Genomic DNA, 15,252 nt, shown 5'->3' on the forward strand with positions numbered 1-15,252 from the left:
AAAAATGCTTTATAATTGGTTTGATATTTTAGTTAATTTAAAAAAGATATGAATTATATTTTTATCAAGTTATTAAAAAGGTAAATAGAGAGGTATTAATGTTACAGTTTGAATTGCTAGATATCAAAAAGAGTGACAACAGAAATATTACAAGAACAGAGGTCAGTTCTATTGAGGATGTAATTATTATTGGTTCAGGGCCTTCGGGAATTACAGCTGGCATCTATGCTGTTATGAGTGGATATAAAACAGTGATTTTAGAAGGTCCTGAACCTGGAGGTCAGCTTACAACGACTACAGAAGTATATAATTATCCAGGGTTTAAAAATGGTGTTAGTGGTCGAGAATTAATGTCAAATATGAGGGAGCAAGTAATTAATCTAGGTGCTACCACTTATATTGAGACTGTAAGTGCTATAGAGAAGAGGAATAATATTTTTTATCTCTTTACTGATAATTATGTTTATAAAAGCAAATCCGTTATTATTGCAGCGGGGTCTGTACCTAAAAAGCTTGATACTCTTAAAAATTCAGATTTGTTTTGGAATAAAGGTATTTCTGTGTGCGCTATTTGTGATGGCCATCTTTTTAAGGGAAAAACTGTTGCTGTGATTGGTGGAGGCAATACTGCAATCTCGGAAGCTATTTATTTAAGTAAGTTATTGAAAAAAGTATATATTATTGTGAGAAAGGATTATTTAAAAGCTATTACTATGCTAAGTGAAAATGTTAAAAGATTATGTAATGTTGAAATTTTATATAATTGTGAAGCTTTAGAGGTTAATGGGGATAATTGTGTATTATCTAGTATTCAGATTATAAATAATAAAAATAATTCTGTTTCTAAGTTAAACGTAGATGGAGTATTTGTAGCTATTGGTTATAAACCAAATACAGAATTTTTAAAGGGATTTTTAGAATTAGATGAAGATGGATATATTTTGACTAAAGATCTTGTTAAGACTAGTGTTGAGGGAGTATTTTCTTGTGGTGATGTTAGTAATAAAATTTATGCACAAGCTATTACTGCAGCTGCTGAAGGTTTTATTGCATCTGTTGAGCTTAGGAATTTTTTACAAAAAAATAGCCTAGACTCTTTTAATCATGTATAAACTATTTTAAAGCCAGTTAAGCTGTCTTTTTATTTCAAATATTAAAATTCCTGTTGAAACTGATACATTTAATGAATCTATTTTACCTCTAGTGGGAATTCTTATTAAAAAGTCTGAATTTTCTTTTACTAATTTGTGTATTCCTTTACCCTCATTTCCCATAATAAGTGCAATCTTGTTGTTGTTTATTTTAATGGAATTTACCATTTTTCCTTTGATATCGCTAGCATATATCCAAAATCCATGTTTTTTTAAGTTTTTTATCACATTATTTATATTTGGTACTATAAGTTTATTGACATATTGACTTGCTCCAGAACTAGTACGCAAAATGGTTAAATTATCTTTTGCACTTCGTCTTTGACTATTAATTACAAGATCAATATTAAATTGTTCTGATGTTCTAAGAATTGCTCCAAAATTTTGAGGATCTTCTATTCCATCAAGTATTAATATGAATACATTATTTTTGTGTTGAAATTCTTCTAAAAATTCTTCTAAACTTTTATCTTGTTTTTTTATATTATTAGACGTTAAAGCATTTTGTTTTAATGCAAAACCCCTGTGATTTTTGGTTTTAATTATCTTAGTTAGATCATTAACTTTGGTTATTTTAATGTTATATTTTTGGGCTAATTTTTCAATACTTATACTTTTGGGACTTGTTTTTGAAATGTATAATTCAAGTCCTTTATTATTTTTTATGCTTTCGATTATTGAATTGGCGTGTGTAATATACATACTTAAACCGAGTTTAAAGTAACCTCATCAATATCTCTGATTTCTTTACTTAAAGTTTCCATTAAATTAATGGCATCATAACTTAGATTTTTAGGAGTTTTTATCTTGACAATTAATATTAGATTTCCAATTTTTTCTGTTTGTAATATTGGCATTCCTGCATTTTTAATGGTGATTTGTTCATCATTTTCTATACCTTTTGGAATTTTTATTTCAATCTTTTTTCCGGCTATTGTTTGTATTTTTACTTCTTTTCCAAGTGCTGCTTGAGTAAAGCTTATAGGAAGAGCTGCATATAGATCTTTATTATTTCTTTTAAATATTTTATGTGGTTTTATTGACACTCTTATGTAGAGATCCCCATATTGTTGATTATCAGGATTTATGCTGCCTTTTCCTCTCATTTTTATTTGTTGAGAGTCATCAATTCCTGCTGGAATTTTGAGTTCGATTGTTTCTTTATGTTTTAGGCTTCCAGTACCTTTACATGATTTGCAAGGATTTAATATTATTTTTCCATTTCCGTGGCATTTTGGACATGTAGTTGTGACTCTAAAAAATCCTCCTCCTTGCATTACTCGGCCACTACCATTACACATGTTACATACGGAAGGACTAGTTCCTTTCTCAGATTTTTTGCCAATGCAAGATTCACATAAAATATTTCTTGCAATGGTGATGTTATTTTTATATCCTAAATAAGCATCCTCTAGTGATATTTCTATTTGGTATGTTATATCTTGACCCTTTGTGTTTTGGCTTCCTCTATCTTGTCCACGTCTTCCAGTAAAAAATGAATCAAAAATATCACCAAAGTCCTCAAAAATGTCTGAAAACCCACTAAAGTTACTAGAAAATCCACTAAACCCTGAACTTCCACCCTCAAAAGCTGTGTGTCCAAATCGATCATATTGAGCGCGTTTGTTATCATCTCCTAAGACCTCATAAGCTTCTGTTGCTTCTTTAAAAATAGATTCAGCTTCTTTATTGTCTTTATTCTTATCAGGATGATATTTAATTGCTATTTTTCTATATGCTTTTTTGATTTCATCTTTTGAGGCTCCTTTTGAGAGCCCCAAAATTTCATAATAATCTTTTTTCACTATTTTTTATCCTCATCAACAACTTCGTAATCAGCTTCTTTGCTTTCACTACTATTATTTGCATTGTTTTGAGTATTCTCTTCATCATTTGATGAGTTGGGTTGAACGTTTTTATACATCATTTCAGCTATTTTATAAGAAGCTTGTTGAAGTTCTTCTGTTTTTGATTTAATTAAAGATATATCTGAACCTTCTAATGCATCTTTAAGATCTTTTATTTTGCTTTCAATAGCTCCTTTGTCTTCATTAGTTATTTTATCTCCATATTCTTGTAAAGATTTTTCTGTTTGATAAATTAATGAATTAGCTGTATTTTTTGCTTCTATGCCTTCTTTTAGTTTTTTATCTTCCTCAGCATGAGCTTCAGCATCTTTAACCATTTTTTCAATTTCGTCTTCAGATAATCCTGATGATGATTCAATTCGAATTTTTTGTTCTTTCCCTGTTCCCATGTCTTTTGCAGAAACATGAACTATTCCATTTGCATCAATATCAAAGCTAACCTCTATTTGTGGAACTCCTCTTGGTGCTGCTGGTATTCCATCAAGAATAAAATTACCCAGTACTCTATTTTGTGATGCCATTTCACGTTCACCTTGCAATACTTTAATATCCACTGAAGTTTGGTTATCTGCTGCTGTTGAGAATACCTGGCTTTTTTTTGTAGGAATTGTAGTGTTTCTCTCAATTAGTTTTGTCATAACTCCACCAAGTGTCTCGATACCTAGTGAGAGAGGTGTAACATCAAGGAGTACCATATCTTTAGTTTCTCCTGTCAATATTCCACCTTGAATTGCAGCTCCTATGGCAACAGCTTCATCAGGATTTACACCCTTATTTGGCTCTTGACCAAATATTTCTTTTACTATTTTTTGAATAGCTGGTATTCTTGTAGATCCTCCAACAAGTATTACTTCGTTTATATCAGAAGATTTAAGTCCAGCATCTTTAATAGCTTTAAGGCATGGTTCTTTTGTTTTTTGAACTAAGTGGTCTACCATTTGTTCAAATTTTGCTCTTGTTAGAGTGTATTGTAGGTGTTTAGGGCCATTTGCATCAGCTGTAATAAATGGAAGATTTATTGATGCTTCTTGAGCACCTGAGAGTTCTATTTTTGCTTTTTCTGCTGCTTCTTTGAGCCTTTGAAGTGCCATTTTATCATTTGATAGGTCAATAGCATTATCTTTTTTAAATTCAGTAATTAAGTATTTAATTATTTCATCGTCAAAGTTATCTCCCCCAAGATGAGTATCCCCATTTGTTGATTTAACTTCAAAAACACCGTCTCCAAGTTCAAGTATTGAGATATCAAAAGTTCCACCACCAAGGTCATAAACAGCGACTATTTCTTCATTTTTTTTCTCAATTCCATAGGCAAGAGCTGCAGCGGTTGGTTCGTTAACAATTCTTTTAACATCAAGTCCAGCAATTTTTCCTGCATCTTTTGTTGCTTGTCTTTGTGCATCATTGAAATAGGCTGGGACAGTAATTACAGCTTCAGTAACTGTTTCTCCTAAGTATGCTTCAGCTGTTTCTTTCATTTTTGTAAGAGTTGCAGCTGATATTTCTGGTGGTGACATTTGTTTTTTTATGTTGGAAATATTTACACGAGCATCTCCATTTTTACCTTTTTCTACTTTATAAGGTACCATTTTGATTTCGCTTTCAACTTCCTCAAATCTCCTTCCCATAAATCTTTTTATTGAATATATGGTATTTTCAGGATTTGTAACCATTTGATTTTTTGCAACTTGTCCCACAAGTCTTTCGCCTTTATTTGTATAAGCTACAATTGATGGAGTAGTTCTTCCTCCTTCTGAATTTTGTATTACAACAGGTTTCCCGTGTTCCATTATAGCTACGCATGAATTTGTTGTTCCAAGATCAATTCCTATTATTTTTCCCATATAAAGCCTCCTTTTATTATTGTTTATTTCTAAATTAATAATTAATTTTTGCTTTGTGCTACCTTAACTTTTGCAGTTCTTAATACCCGATCATTGTAGCAATATCCTTTTTGGTATACTTCTACAATTTTAGGAATTTTAGTTCCTTCTTTTTCTTCTATGCTTATTGCTTCATGTTGACTTGGATCAAAGTCTTCTCCTGGCTTGCCAAATTTTTTTAAGTTATATTTTTTATCGAAGCTTGAGAGTATTTCATTTTCAATGATACTAATTCCTGATAATAAAGTATCAAAGTCTTTTGATTGTTTTGATGACTCTATTGCTCTTTCTAAATTATCAAGAAAATTTATTATATCTTTCATTATGTTTTCATTTGCAAATTTGACAAAGTTGTCCTTATCTTTTTCAAGTCTTTTTCTAAAATTTTCAAATTCTGCTTGTTTTCTTAAATATAAGTCTTTTATATTGGAAATTTCATTTTCTAATTCATTGATTTTTTTCTCCATACTAGTAGAATTGTTTTGGTTTTGGAGCGTATCGTTTTTTTGTTCTTTGTTAAGTTTTTCAGTTGATTCGCATTTTTCTTTTTCTTCCATTGTAGCCTCCTTTTATAAAGCATTTTATCTGCAAATATAATTTTTTACAAATTTTTTTTTTGAAAAATTTTTGATGAATTTGATTCATTTTAATTATCTTTAAAAGGAGATATTTTAACTGTCAAATAATTGTGGTGTAATAATTACACATATTTTGAGATTAATTACTACCTATGTGTATTTTTTTGTCAAAGTCAAAAAATAAATAATTTTTTATTTTTTCGTTTAGAGTTCTAGAGTTCAAAATTTGTTTGAGTAAATATGTTTTTTTGAGAGGTATTGAGTGTATATATCAGATAAGCTTGGAAAATGATTAAATCTGTTTTAGAAATTTCTTGTAATTTTTTATATTATTGCTTATTATTTCATTGGTGAAAGTATGTATAGCACAGATAAAGTGTAGGTTTTTTAGTTCTAAGAAGGACTTAGGTGAGTTTAAGAGGATTTATGAGTATGCCCTTCAAAATAAGGTTGATATTTTAGTTTTTCCTTTTATTTTTATTGGCGGTCTTGAGTATGAGCATTTATTTCATAAAGAAGAATATTTGAAAAAATATACCGATTATTTTGATTTTATCAAAGAGCAAGTTGATGATAGACTTTGCATTGTATTTGGACATCATAGCATCTATGAAGACAAATTATTAGATTGCATATCTGTAGTAAGCGGTCATCAAACTTTATTTACAACTAGGGAAATCAATGTACCAGTTGTATTTGATTATAAGGAAAAAAGTATTGCTGTCTTGAATTTGAACGATGAGCTTTTCTTTCAAGATTTTGACAAAGGATTTAATGCTTTTTTAAATAATCAATTTGACTATCTTTTAGTGCCATCAAAGTCTTATTTTACTAAAGATAAAAATAACTTAAGACTTGAATTTTTCAATAAGGTAGCTATTAAAAATAATGTGGAAATTGCTTATGTCAATTTGTATGGTGTTTTTGATTCTATTTTATTTGATGGTTCTAGTTTTTTTGTTAATAAGTATGGCAAAATAAAACAAGCTAGTAAATTTGAAGATGATATTTTACTAAATGATGAATTTCATGATTTAAAATTTGATTCTGAGTTTGAAACTTTTGATAAACTTCTTGAGGCTTTAGCAATTGCTTTAAGAGAATATGTGTATTTATCTGGATTTGAGAAAGTTCATTTAGGTGTTTCTGGAGGTATTGATTCTGCACTTGTTGCTTATATCGCATGTTTTTCTTTAGGTTTTCAAAGAGTTGTTGGAATTTCTATGCCTAGTAGATTTTCATCAGAATCGTCTGTTTTAGATGCAAAGGAACTTGCTAGAGAATTAGGGTTTAAATTAATTGATATGCCTATTGAGAGAATATTCAAATCTGTTTTAGAGTTTTTTGATGGATATTTTAATACGAAGGGAACTACTGAGGAAAATATTCAATCTAGACTGAGAGGTTTTTTTTTAATGTCTTATAGTAATGCAAATAATTCTTTGCTACTAAATACTGGAAATAAAAGTGAAATTGCTACTGGCTATTATACTCTTTATGGTGATTCGTGTGGAGGAATTGCTTTGATTGGCGATCTATTTAAAAAGGATGTTTATAATCTTGCAAAACATATTAATTTAAAAGAAGGAAGAGATGTTATTCCTGTTAATATTATTTTTAAAGAGCCTTCTGCTGAATTAAGGCCTGAACATAAAGATAGTGATTCTCTTCCCAGATATGAGATTCTTGATGAAATATTATGTCAATATTTAATTGAAAATAAGCCTTTAGATTTACTTTATAAGTCTTTTGAGAGAGAAGTAGTCACAAAGGTATTAGATCTTTATTTTAGGAGTGAGTATAAAAGAAGGCAAGCTCCTATGATAATTAAAGTTTCAAGAAAAGCTTTTGGTAGTGATATTTTGCTTCCTATTTCAAAAGTTGTTTTGAGTAATACAAATAAACAGTAATAATAGACTAAAATAGTTTTATTTAAACAAAGTTATTATTTAGAAATAAATTTTGGCTTTAGTAGTATGTTGTTTTAATTTGATATATTAATTTTTAATCAAGATAAAAAATAATATTGCAGAAAAATGGGTTACTATTAGTTATTTAAAGGAAATATATCATTTATTATTTGTTTTTGTTTTCTTTTCTTGGTGGGCATTTGAGTTATCAATAGATTTTAATAATTTATTTAGTGTCCAATTTGAAAACTTGATATAAAGTTTTTTAATGGGGTTTTTTGTATTTTTAAGTAATACTTTTAGAGCTTCAATATTCATTAGAGTTATTATTTCTTTTAAATTTCGTGGTAAATTATTAAATATTTTAGAACCAACTTTGTGTCCTTCCATGATAAAGGTTTGAAGCATTATTTGCTCTTTTTTTTGTAACCTTTTCATGTATAATTTTAATACTCTTTCTTGTGAACTCATGATTTCTGAATTTATTTTTTCTTGTTTTTTTGAGATTTTTTTATTTGATTCGATAATAGGTTTTTTAGGAAGTGATTTATATGGATTTGTTCCTGGTATATAATTTTTTGGAATTTTCATTTATCTTGCTCCTATTTTCATTGATTACCACGTACTTTTTATTAAGTTTATTAAGTTTTTTGCTTTTATACAACCGATGTTGATATTTTAATTCTTTATTATTAATATTTAATGGTATGAAAAGATATTTGAGCTTAAGCTTTTTTTACTTGTTGTTTGGTATATTTTTTTTGTTCTTTATTATTTTTATTCAGTTTAGAGACTTGAGTTCAAGTGTATTTTTTTTAAGAGATTTACAATTTTTAGCTAACAATAAGTTTGAAAATAATAAATCTGTTTTGGATAGTCTTGTTATCAGCTTAAGGGGAATTAAGATAAACTTGTCTAAGGATAAACCACTTTTTATTCCTGAAACTAGGCTTAATTTGTATCCCGTTGATTATAAATTGCAGGGAGATGCAGTTTATATTTATTTTGCAAATAATATTTTTTTATCATTTGCATTTGATTCAAATGATAATTTTAGTATTAGTTCAAATCTTTCTAAAAAACTGATAATAAGTTATGAAATTGAAGGTGATTATAAAATTTTATTTGATGAAAATATTACAATTAATGGTTCAGATAGCTATTTTGAAGTTATTTTGGGGAAGCATAGTCATATTAATGATAAGGAAATTTCAGTTAGTCCTCAGGAAAGTTTTCAGATTGGCAAATTGATTAAAAAATCAAAAATGTCAGAAGAATTTATATCTCAAACATCTTCTAATAATGATACTCCGTTAGGTATGAATTCTTCTGATATGTATTCATTAATTAATATTATAGATAAGAAGGATTTTGACTCAAAGTTGGCACTATTTAGAGATAAAGCCTATGATTATTGGACCAATAAGTCAAAATTTAGTGTTAAACAAGGTGGGTGGCTTAAAGATAATGTATATTCTTTTAATGAGAATATATTTGTTTATCTTTTAGCTGAGTCTTTGATGAAACCTAATTATGAGAAGATATTTTTAAATCTTCAATCTTTAATAAGATTTAATCAAGATAAATTAACACATTTAAGTGTGAGTTACTATGCTGATTCAGAAAAACTTGATCAATTTTTTCATTATTTATCTGTAAATAAGAAGTTTATTGATTCTCTTGAGTTGGATAAGCTTTTAGAATATTTAAAAGAGGATGCTTATCTTTTGGAGAAAATTTTTTTATCTGAGAATATTTCTATTTTAAATGGTGCTTTAAATATTTTAAGGAATCCAGAGATAATATTGACTTCTAGATTTAATTTAGTTCAAGCTTATAATGTACTTTCTAATTATATTATATTTTTGAAATTTGATAATGATAATTTGATTATTGGGCGACTAAAAGAAGAACTAACCAAGTTTGTATCTACTTTATTTTCTGTAACTAGTAATGGTGAAGTCTATGTTTTTGATGATAAGAGTTATTTGTCTAGAGATTTAAAATATACACTTAAGATCGCAGGCCTACTTAAAAGACTTGCTTATCAGTTGAGAGATGATTTAATGTTACAGTTTACTTGTAATGCTATTTATTATTCTTTAATTAATCCTGATGTTGATCAAATTCCTTGTGAAGATTATTATGCCGATATTGTGGATAATGATTATATTCCAAAGTTCAGCTTATTTCCAAATCTTGGAGTTGGTAATTGGATTTATGGTGCATCAAAAATTGTAAATTTTAAATTTTCTAAGGATTTTTATTCTATTGATTTTGAGCGTAATTTAAATATTCCTGGATATTTTTTTTTCAAAGGTATTGAGATTCCTACGTTGATTAAATTTAGGGATATTAGTTGGTTTACAGACCCTCAGTTTTACATATATTCTGATGGATGGAGATATTATTTTGATAACAAGATGTTGGTTGTAAAAATAACACCAAAGAAGATCAGTGATACGAATATTCTATTGAGATTTGATAATATAAATTTAATTAGGAATGTTAATGAGTAAATTTTTTTATACGTCCCGTTTAATCATTGATATTGGAAATACCAGTATATCTTTTGCATTTTATGAGCTTAATAAAATGCAGATATTTTGTAAGCTTGGGACAAGACGTGATTTGAGTTTCAAGGAACTTTATGATTTCCTTAAGTATAAGTTTGATTGTAAGGTTGATAAAATATTTGTAAGTAGTGTTGTACCAGTTATTGATAAAATACTAGTGAATGTTATTGTTTCTCTTTATAAAGTGAATCCTTTATTCATTAGATTTGATTTAAACTATGATTTAAGTTTTAATCTTTATAATAGCAATCGATTTGTATTAGGTTCAGATGTTTTTGCAAATCTTGTTGGAGCTATTGAGTTTTATAATATTAATGATGCTTTAGTAGTAGACCTGGGAACTGCTTGTACTATTTTTGCTATTAGCAGGAAAGAAGGAATACTTGGTGGTCTTATTAATGGTGGACCTTTTACAAGTTTAAATTCATTAGTTCATAGTGCCTATCTTTTAAAAAATTTTAATCTTACAGTTCCAAAAGAACTGCTTGGGATTTCAACAATTGATAGTATAAATAGTGGGGTAATTTATCAGTACAAATATTTAATAGAGGGTGTTTATTATGAACTTGTACGTGATTATGAAAGGGAATTTAATCTAATAATAACTGGCGGAAATTCTTATTTAATTTTGCCTTTAATAAATGTGGATTTTGTTCATAATTTGTATTTGACCATTGAGGGAATTAGGATTTTGGGAAATGCCTTTAAAGAAGATTATTAGTACTTTTTGCATATTTTATTTCTGGTAAATTTTTTTGTTATATTTTTAATTTTTAAAAATATTTGTAAATAATTCTTTTTTGTCAAAGTCTTTATGTATTCCAAATCGGGTTAAAGAGAAATCATATTTTACGGGATCATCTTTATTGTTTTTTAAAAAGTGTTTTGTGACTTCTATTGCTTTTTTAAGACTTATATTTTTATTGATTTGGATATTAAATAGTTTTGATGAGATATATGTCATATGAGTGTCCATTGGCACTATTAAATTTGATGGATTGAATTTGTTCCAAATTCCTAAATCAACTTCATCTTTTCTTATCATCCATCTTAAAAATAGAAATAATCTTTTACAAGCACTGCCTTTTGAAGGTTTTGGAAGTATTATTCCAAATGATTGCCCATTCATTTTTTCCATTTGTGTTATTAGAGTATCTAAACTCAATACTAAGTTTTTATTTTTTTTGTAAATGTTATATAGTAAATTTTCAATTGTGAAATAATGTTCCTTGATCTTTTTAAAAGACATTAGTAATTGAACAATATCTTCTGTTTTAAAAAATCTATAAATAAAGTTTTTATATATTACATCCAAATCTTTTTTTTTAAGTCTTTCAAGTGTTTCTGAGGGCTGATTTCCCAGTGGTTTTAAAATTTGGTCAATTGCTAATAATATTTGTTCAACTCTTCCTAGTGCCAATGATGAGCTAATAAGTCCCACTAGCTCAATATCCTCTTGTTTAGTATATTTATATAAAAATTCTAGGGGATCAGGATGAACAAATTCTTTTTTATTGTATTTACTGTATATGAGTTCTAACGTATCTAATATAGTATTTTTATCTTTTTGCATTATCAAATTCTAATAATTCAAGTAATATTTTCTTTAACTTTTTATCATACAGCTTATCTGTTGCCCATTTTCCGGTTAGATCATATATTGTTGGTGCAGAACCCCTTTTTACTAAGTAAAATCTGGGATCAACCATATTTGATTTTATATTTTTACTTGAAGCATAAGCTTTTAAATGTTGAATATGTGCTCTTATTCCTTCTTTAATGTTAGAAAAAGAATTACCCTTTGTGAATTTATTAGTTGCTCCTATTCCTGAAAAATTGTGTTGTTCTTTAGAAACAATACCGTTAAATTTTAAAATACCTGTCTCAAGTAGCATTTGAGCATAAGCAATATCATAATTTATTCCTTCAATTAGAGATTCGTCTATATAAGTTTGTGCAATTTTTTTCACATATTCTGCTTCTAGATGAGGATTCATTTTTAATGTATATTTAACCAGAACTTCTATTTGACTTTTGCCTTTACTTAGTAAAAAAGGAATATACTTTTCTTTTTTTATTTCAGTGTTTATTTCAATTATGTCTTCAACACAATAACCTTTTACTGTTAATAATATCAAAGGTATTATTAACAGTAAAAATGTTTTTGGCATTTTTAAGATCCCCTTTCTTCAATAAATTTATTAATTTCATTGATTATGAAATCAAATCTTGGTACAATCAGGCTTTTCTCTTTAAGAAAATTAAAACTTTCTAAATAACTTCTGCTGAAGATAAAATCAGAAATTTCGCCAATATGATTCATATTTATTATCTTTATAGAAGATGGATCGATATTTGCTTTTTGCCATTCATTTTCATCTTTATTTATTAATAGTTGCAATGCTTTTATGTTTAAATTTTGAGGTTTTCCACCAATATTTATATATTTATTTATCTGTTTATTTGCACTGATAATTGAGTTTGCAATGTTTGCTTGGTTTCCCATTGTAATTAGAATTAACTTATTTAAATTCATTTTAGGACCTAAAAATTTTAGTTTTTGAGTTGATTTAATAAGTTCAAGAATATTTTGAATCTCTGAAACTTGAGATGGTATATCTTTTCTATCGCTAAAAATTTTTATAGGTTCTACTAAGTACTTAATAGCTACATTTAAAGTATAACTTAGCAATCCCGAATTGTCATTTTTAACAAAATTGCTAGTATTTATATTTTTGTATTTTGGTGCATATAAATAGACAATATTTCCTTTTTTAACTAGTCTATTTACAAATGATTTAAACATTGCATCATGAGAATAAAATGGCAGTATTATTAAGATGCTTTCATATATTTTTTGATTGTTGCTAATTGGAGCGTCTTTATAGACATTAGCGTATAAAGGGAGATAATTCATTTCATTTATGAAAAATGGATTAAATTTATAAGATGCAAAAGGGTTTTGATGTCTAAGTCCTATAGTAAGATTAGTTGGATACCAAATTGATAAGTTTAAATTGTTCTTTTGATCTTTGATCTTTGTAAAACCTACTTTGTAATTGGGATTTGTATCTTCTGGATAACTGATAAATAAGCCAAGATATGAAAATATTGTTGCAGTTAGTACAATAATGATTGATGGTAATACTATCATTATTTTAAATGGGATAGTTAAAATTATTCTTTGAAGTTTATTGTATTTTTTATTTTGTTTTCTTCTAAGGATTATTGTTTTTATAGTTTTAATAGTAGTTATGATTAAAAATAATAAAAATATTGCCCCAATATAAAACATCAATGGCCTAATTTCTATTAAATATAGTGTAATTATAAAAAAGATTCCTGGAAAGACTATAAAATAATCTTCATAAGAGAATTCTCTTTTAATATTGAATAAGTTTATTGCTAAGAATATACTAAAACTGATTAAGAATATCACTTCATAATATTGTTCGTTCATAAAAAATAATTTATTCCTTAATTAATTATAAGCGTAAAAATGTTATTTACAAAATAAATTGTAATCATCATTTATAATGATTAGTATACTTTATAAGTCATTCTTTTTTGAATGATTATATATATAAATATAACCTTATTTTTAACTTTTTAAAGTTAGAGTTAGATTGTTTTATTTTTTAGTGTGTCTTATTTTAGATATTTGTTGCTTTTTATCTTATTATTGTTTGTTTTTATTATAATATGATTAGAGTTCTTAACTTAAAGGACAGTGTTAAGATATGATGGGAATTTTTTTAGGCACCGGTGCATCAAGTGGTGTTCCTATGTTGAATTGCAATTGTAAAGTATGTAGTTTAAACTTAGCTAAAAATAAAAGACTTAGAAGTTCATTTTTGCTAAGTCTTCGTGGAATAAATTTATTAATTGATACAGGTCCTGATATTAGAATTCAGCTTTTAAGGGAAAATGTGATTCATTTAGATTTGGTGTTGTATACTCATGAGCATTATGATCATATTATGGGATTTGATGATATTAAATGTTACACTAGAACTTCTCCTTTGCCCATTTATGCGCGTGAGAGTACAATGCAACATATTAAAAATGCATTTCCGCATAATTTTTCATCAAAAATATCTATAAGCGGGAGAGCTAATGTCCTTCCTAATTTGGCAGTGGATTTACAACAAATTGTTTTTAAAGGGATCAATATAATACCAATTCCTTTATTGCATGGAGACATAGTCAGTTTAGGATATAGAATAAATAATTTAGCATATCTTACTGATGTTAAGTTTATTCCTGATATTTCTTATAATTATTTAAAAGGATTAGATGTACTTATAATAGATGCTTTAAGGATTAAGCCTCATCCTGGGCATTTAAATTTTGATGATGCTATTGTTGAGGTTAAAAAAATAAATCCTAAGATCACTTATTTTACACATATTTCGCATGATATAATGCATGAAGAATTTGATTATCTAAAAAGAGATAATATTTATCTGGCTTATGATGGTCTTAGGATATATACTTAAGTTGGTATTATAGTTAATGAATTTGATTTCTTGGAATGTAAATGGAATAAGAGCCCTTTTTGGTAAAGGTTTTCTTGATTTTATTGAAAAATATAATCCGGATATCTTATGCCTTCAAGAAACTAAGGCTTGTAAAGAACAATTGCCAAAAGAACTTGTTAATATTAAAGGATATTATTCTTACTTTTCAAAGTCCGTAATTAAAGGTTATAGTGGAGTTGGTCTTTATTCAAAGATTGATCCCATTAAAGTAGAGAATATGAATATAGAAGGATTTGATAGGGAAGGAAGATGTTTAATTGTTTATTATAGTGATTTTATTCTTATTAATTCGTATTTCCCTAATTCTCAAGCTTTAAGAAAAAGACTTAATTATAAGCTTGAGTTTCTAACTAGTCTTGAGTCTATTGCAAATTCACTTGTAAGTTCTGGAAAGAATATTATTATTTGTGGTGATTTTAATATTGCTCATACAGAAATTGATTTATTTAATCCTAAAACTAGCAGGGAATCTGCTGGTTTTTATATTGAAGAAACTACTTGGATGGATTCTTTTTTAAATCAAGGTTATGTTGATACTTTTAGAATGTTTAATAAGGAGCCGGGTAATTATACTTGGTGGGATTATAGAACAAAATCGAGAGAGCGTAATATAGGTTGGAGGATCGATTATTTTGTTGTTAATGCAAACTTTAAGTCCAAGATAAAAAATTCTTTAATTTTAAGTGAAGTAATGGGAAGTGATCATTGTCCTATTTTGTTGGATTTAAGCTAGTATAAGAGGTGT

The 15,252-nt window shown here is 27.4% G+C and carries 14 protein-coding genes; 6 read left to right on the forward strand and 8 right to left on the reverse strand.

Annotation, left to right across the window (positions count from 1 at the left end):
* Positions 1-98 precede the first annotated feature (98 nt).
* Entirely contained in the window at positions 99-1,112 is a 1,014-nt protein-coding gene (trxB, locus tag K5563_RS02575) for a thioredoxin-disulfide reductase (RefSeq protein WP_221037439.1), read from the forward strand.
* Between the two features lie 6 nt (positions 1,113-1,118).
* On the opposite strand, the gene rlmB is transcribed toward trxB, so the two are convergent.
* The 4 genes from rlmB to grpE are packed head-to-tail and all read right to left on the reverse strand — an operon-like array spanning position 1,119 to position 5,459.
* Positions 1,119-1,853, reverse strand: a complete 735-nt coding sequence (rlmB, locus tag K5563_RS02580; RefSeq protein ID WP_221037440.1) for a 23S rRNA (guanosine(2251)-2'-O)-methyltransferase RlmB — start codon at positions 1,851-1,853, stop codon at positions 1,119-1,121.
* A gap of 2 nt (positions 1,854-1,855) precedes the next feature.
* The gene (gene dnaJ / locus K5563_RS02585; protein ID WP_221037441.1) at positions 1,856-2,956 is read right to left on the reverse strand and encodes a molecular chaperone DnaJ; all 1,101 of its coding nucleotides are present in this window, start codon (positions 2,954-2,956) and stop codon (positions 1,856-1,858) included.
* The gene (dnaK, locus tag K5563_RS02590; RefSeq protein ID WP_221037442.1) at positions 2,956-4,863 is read right to left on the reverse strand and encodes a molecular chaperone DnaK; all 1,908 of its coding nucleotides are present in this window, start codon (positions 4,861-4,863) and stop codon (positions 2,956-2,958) included. The genes dnaJ and dnaK overlap by 1 nt, the downstream gene beginning before the upstream one ends.
* A gap of 41 nt (positions 4,864-4,904) precedes the next feature.
* Positions 4,905-5,459 (reverse strand): nucleotide exchange factor GrpE, encoded by a 555-nt coding sequence (grpE, locus tag K5563_RS02595; protein WP_221037443.1) that lies wholly within the window; start codon positions 5,457-5,459, stop codon positions 4,905-4,907.
* A 371-nt stretch (positions 5,460-5,830) separates the two neighbouring features.
* Here grpE and nadE point away from each other — a divergent pair, with 371 nt between their 5' ends.
* A complete protein-coding gene (gene nadE, locus K5563_RS02600; RefSeq protein ID WP_255571078.1) occupies positions 5,831-7,390 on the forward strand; it encodes an NAD(+) synthase in 1,560 nt (519 codons plus the stop codon).
* A gap of 159 nt (positions 7,391-7,549) precedes the next feature.
* Here the strand turns inward: nadE and K5563_RS02605 are convergent, their stop codons facing one another.
* Entirely contained in the window at positions 7,550-7,981 is a 432-nt protein-coding gene (locus K5563_RS02605) for a hypothetical protein (RefSeq protein ID WP_221037445.1), read from the reverse strand.
* 116 nt (positions 7,982-8,097) lie between these two features.
* Here K5563_RS02605 and K5563_RS02610 point away from each other — a divergent pair, with 116 nt between their 5' ends.
* Entirely contained in the window at positions 8,098-9,909 is a 1,812-nt protein-coding gene (locus tag K5563_RS02610; RefSeq protein WP_221037446.1) for a hypothetical protein, read from the forward strand.
* Positions 9,902-10,687 (forward strand): type III pantothenate kinase, encoded by a 786-nt coding sequence (locus K5563_RS02615; protein WP_221037447.1) that lies wholly within the window; start codon positions 9,902-9,904, stop codon positions 10,685-10,687. Before K5563_RS02610 ends, K5563_RS02615 begins: the two co-directional genes overlap by 8 nt.
* Positions 10,688-10,732: 45 nt before the next feature.
* On the opposite strand, the gene K5563_RS02620 is transcribed toward K5563_RS02615, so the two are convergent.
* Genes K5563_RS02620 through K5563_RS02630 form a run of 3 tightly spaced genes read right to left on the reverse strand, consistent with a single transcriptional unit; the run spans position 10,733 to position 13,426 of the window.
* On the reverse strand, positions 10,733-11,539 hold the full coding sequence (locus tag K5563_RS02620) for a TIGR02757 family protein (RefSeq protein ID WP_221037448.1): 807 nt from the start codon (positions 11,537-11,539) through the stop codon (positions 10,733-10,735).
* Positions 11,526-12,137: a glucosaminidase domain-containing protein gene (locus tag K5563_RS02625; RefSeq protein WP_221037449.1), complete on the reverse strand. Its 612-nt coding sequence runs from the start codon at positions 12,135-12,137 to the stop codon at positions 11,526-11,528. Before K5563_RS02625 ends, K5563_RS02620 begins: the two co-directional genes overlap by 14 nt.
* 2 nt (positions 12,138-12,139) lie before the next feature.
* Positions 12,140-13,426 (reverse strand): hypothetical protein, encoded by a 1,287-nt coding sequence (locus K5563_RS02630; RefSeq protein WP_221037450.1) that lies wholly within the window; start codon positions 13,424-13,426, stop codon positions 12,140-12,142.
* 280 nt (positions 13,427-13,706) lie between these two features.
* Here K5563_RS02630 and K5563_RS02635 point away from each other — a divergent pair, with 280 nt between their 5' ends.
* Together K5563_RS02635 and xth are read left to right on the forward strand one after the other, a co-directional pair.
* Positions 13,707-14,465: an MBL fold metallo-hydrolase gene (locus K5563_RS02635; RefSeq protein ID WP_221037451.1), complete on the forward strand. Its 759-nt coding sequence runs from the start codon at positions 13,707-13,709 to the stop codon at positions 14,463-14,465.
* 16 nt (positions 14,466-14,481) lie between these two features.
* Positions 14,482-15,240: an exodeoxyribonuclease III gene (xth, locus tag K5563_RS02640; protein ID WP_221037452.1), complete on the forward strand. Its 759-nt coding sequence runs from the start codon at positions 14,482-14,484 to the stop codon at positions 15,238-15,240.
* The last annotated feature ends 12 nt before the right edge of the window (positions 15,241-15,252 follow it).

The organism is Borrelia sp. HM (assembly GCF_019669085.1).
Taxonomy (GTDB): Bacteria; Spirochaetota; Spirochaetia; order Borreliales; family Borreliaceae; genus Borrelia.

Excerpts from the sequence above, each read along its gene's own strand:
- xth (WP_221037452.1), top strand. The coding sequence starts at position 14,482 with ATGAATTTGATTTCTTGGAATGTAAATGGAATAAGAGCCCTTTTTGGT.
- grpE (WP_221037443.1), bottom strand. The coding sequence starts at position 5,459 with ATGGAAGAAAAAGAAAAATGCGAATCAACTGAAAAACTTAACAAAGAA.
- K5563_RS02610 (WP_221037446.1), top strand. The coding sequence starts at position 8,098 with ATGAAAAGATATTTGAGCTTAAGCTTTTTTTACTTGTTGTTTGGTATA.
- K5563_RS02615 (WP_221037447.1), top strand. The coding sequence starts at position 9,902 with ATGAGTAAATTTTTTTATACGTCCCGTTTAATCATTGATATTGGAAAT.
- K5563_RS02620 (WP_221037448.1), bottom strand. The coding sequence starts at position 11,539 with ATGCAAAAAGATAAAAATACTATATTAGATACGTTAGAACTCATATAC.
- trxB (WP_221037439.1), top strand. The coding sequence starts at position 99 with ATGTTACAGTTTGAATTGCTAGATATCAAAAAGAGTGACAACAGAAAT.
- K5563_RS02625 (WP_221037449.1), bottom strand. The coding sequence starts at position 12,137 with ATGCCAAAAACATTTTTACTGTTAATAATACCTTTGATATTATTAACA.
- rlmB (WP_221037440.1), bottom strand. The coding sequence starts at position 1,853 with ATGTATATTACACACGCCAATTCAATAATCGAAAGCATAAAAAATAAT.
- dnaK (WP_221037442.1), bottom strand. The coding sequence starts at position 4,863 with ATGGGAAAAATAATAGGAATTGATCTTGGAACAACAAATTCATGCGTA.
- K5563_RS02635 (WP_221037451.1), top strand. The coding sequence starts at position 13,707 with ATGATGGGAATTTTTTTAGGCACCGGTGCATCAAGTGGTGTTCCTATG.
- K5563_RS02630 (WP_221037450.1), bottom strand. The coding sequence starts at position 13,426 with ATGAACGAACAATATTATGAAGTGATATTCTTAATCAGTTTTAGTATA.
- K5563_RS02605 (WP_221037445.1), bottom strand. The coding sequence starts at position 7,981 with ATGAAAATTCCAAAAAATTATATACCAGGAACAAATCCATATAAATCA.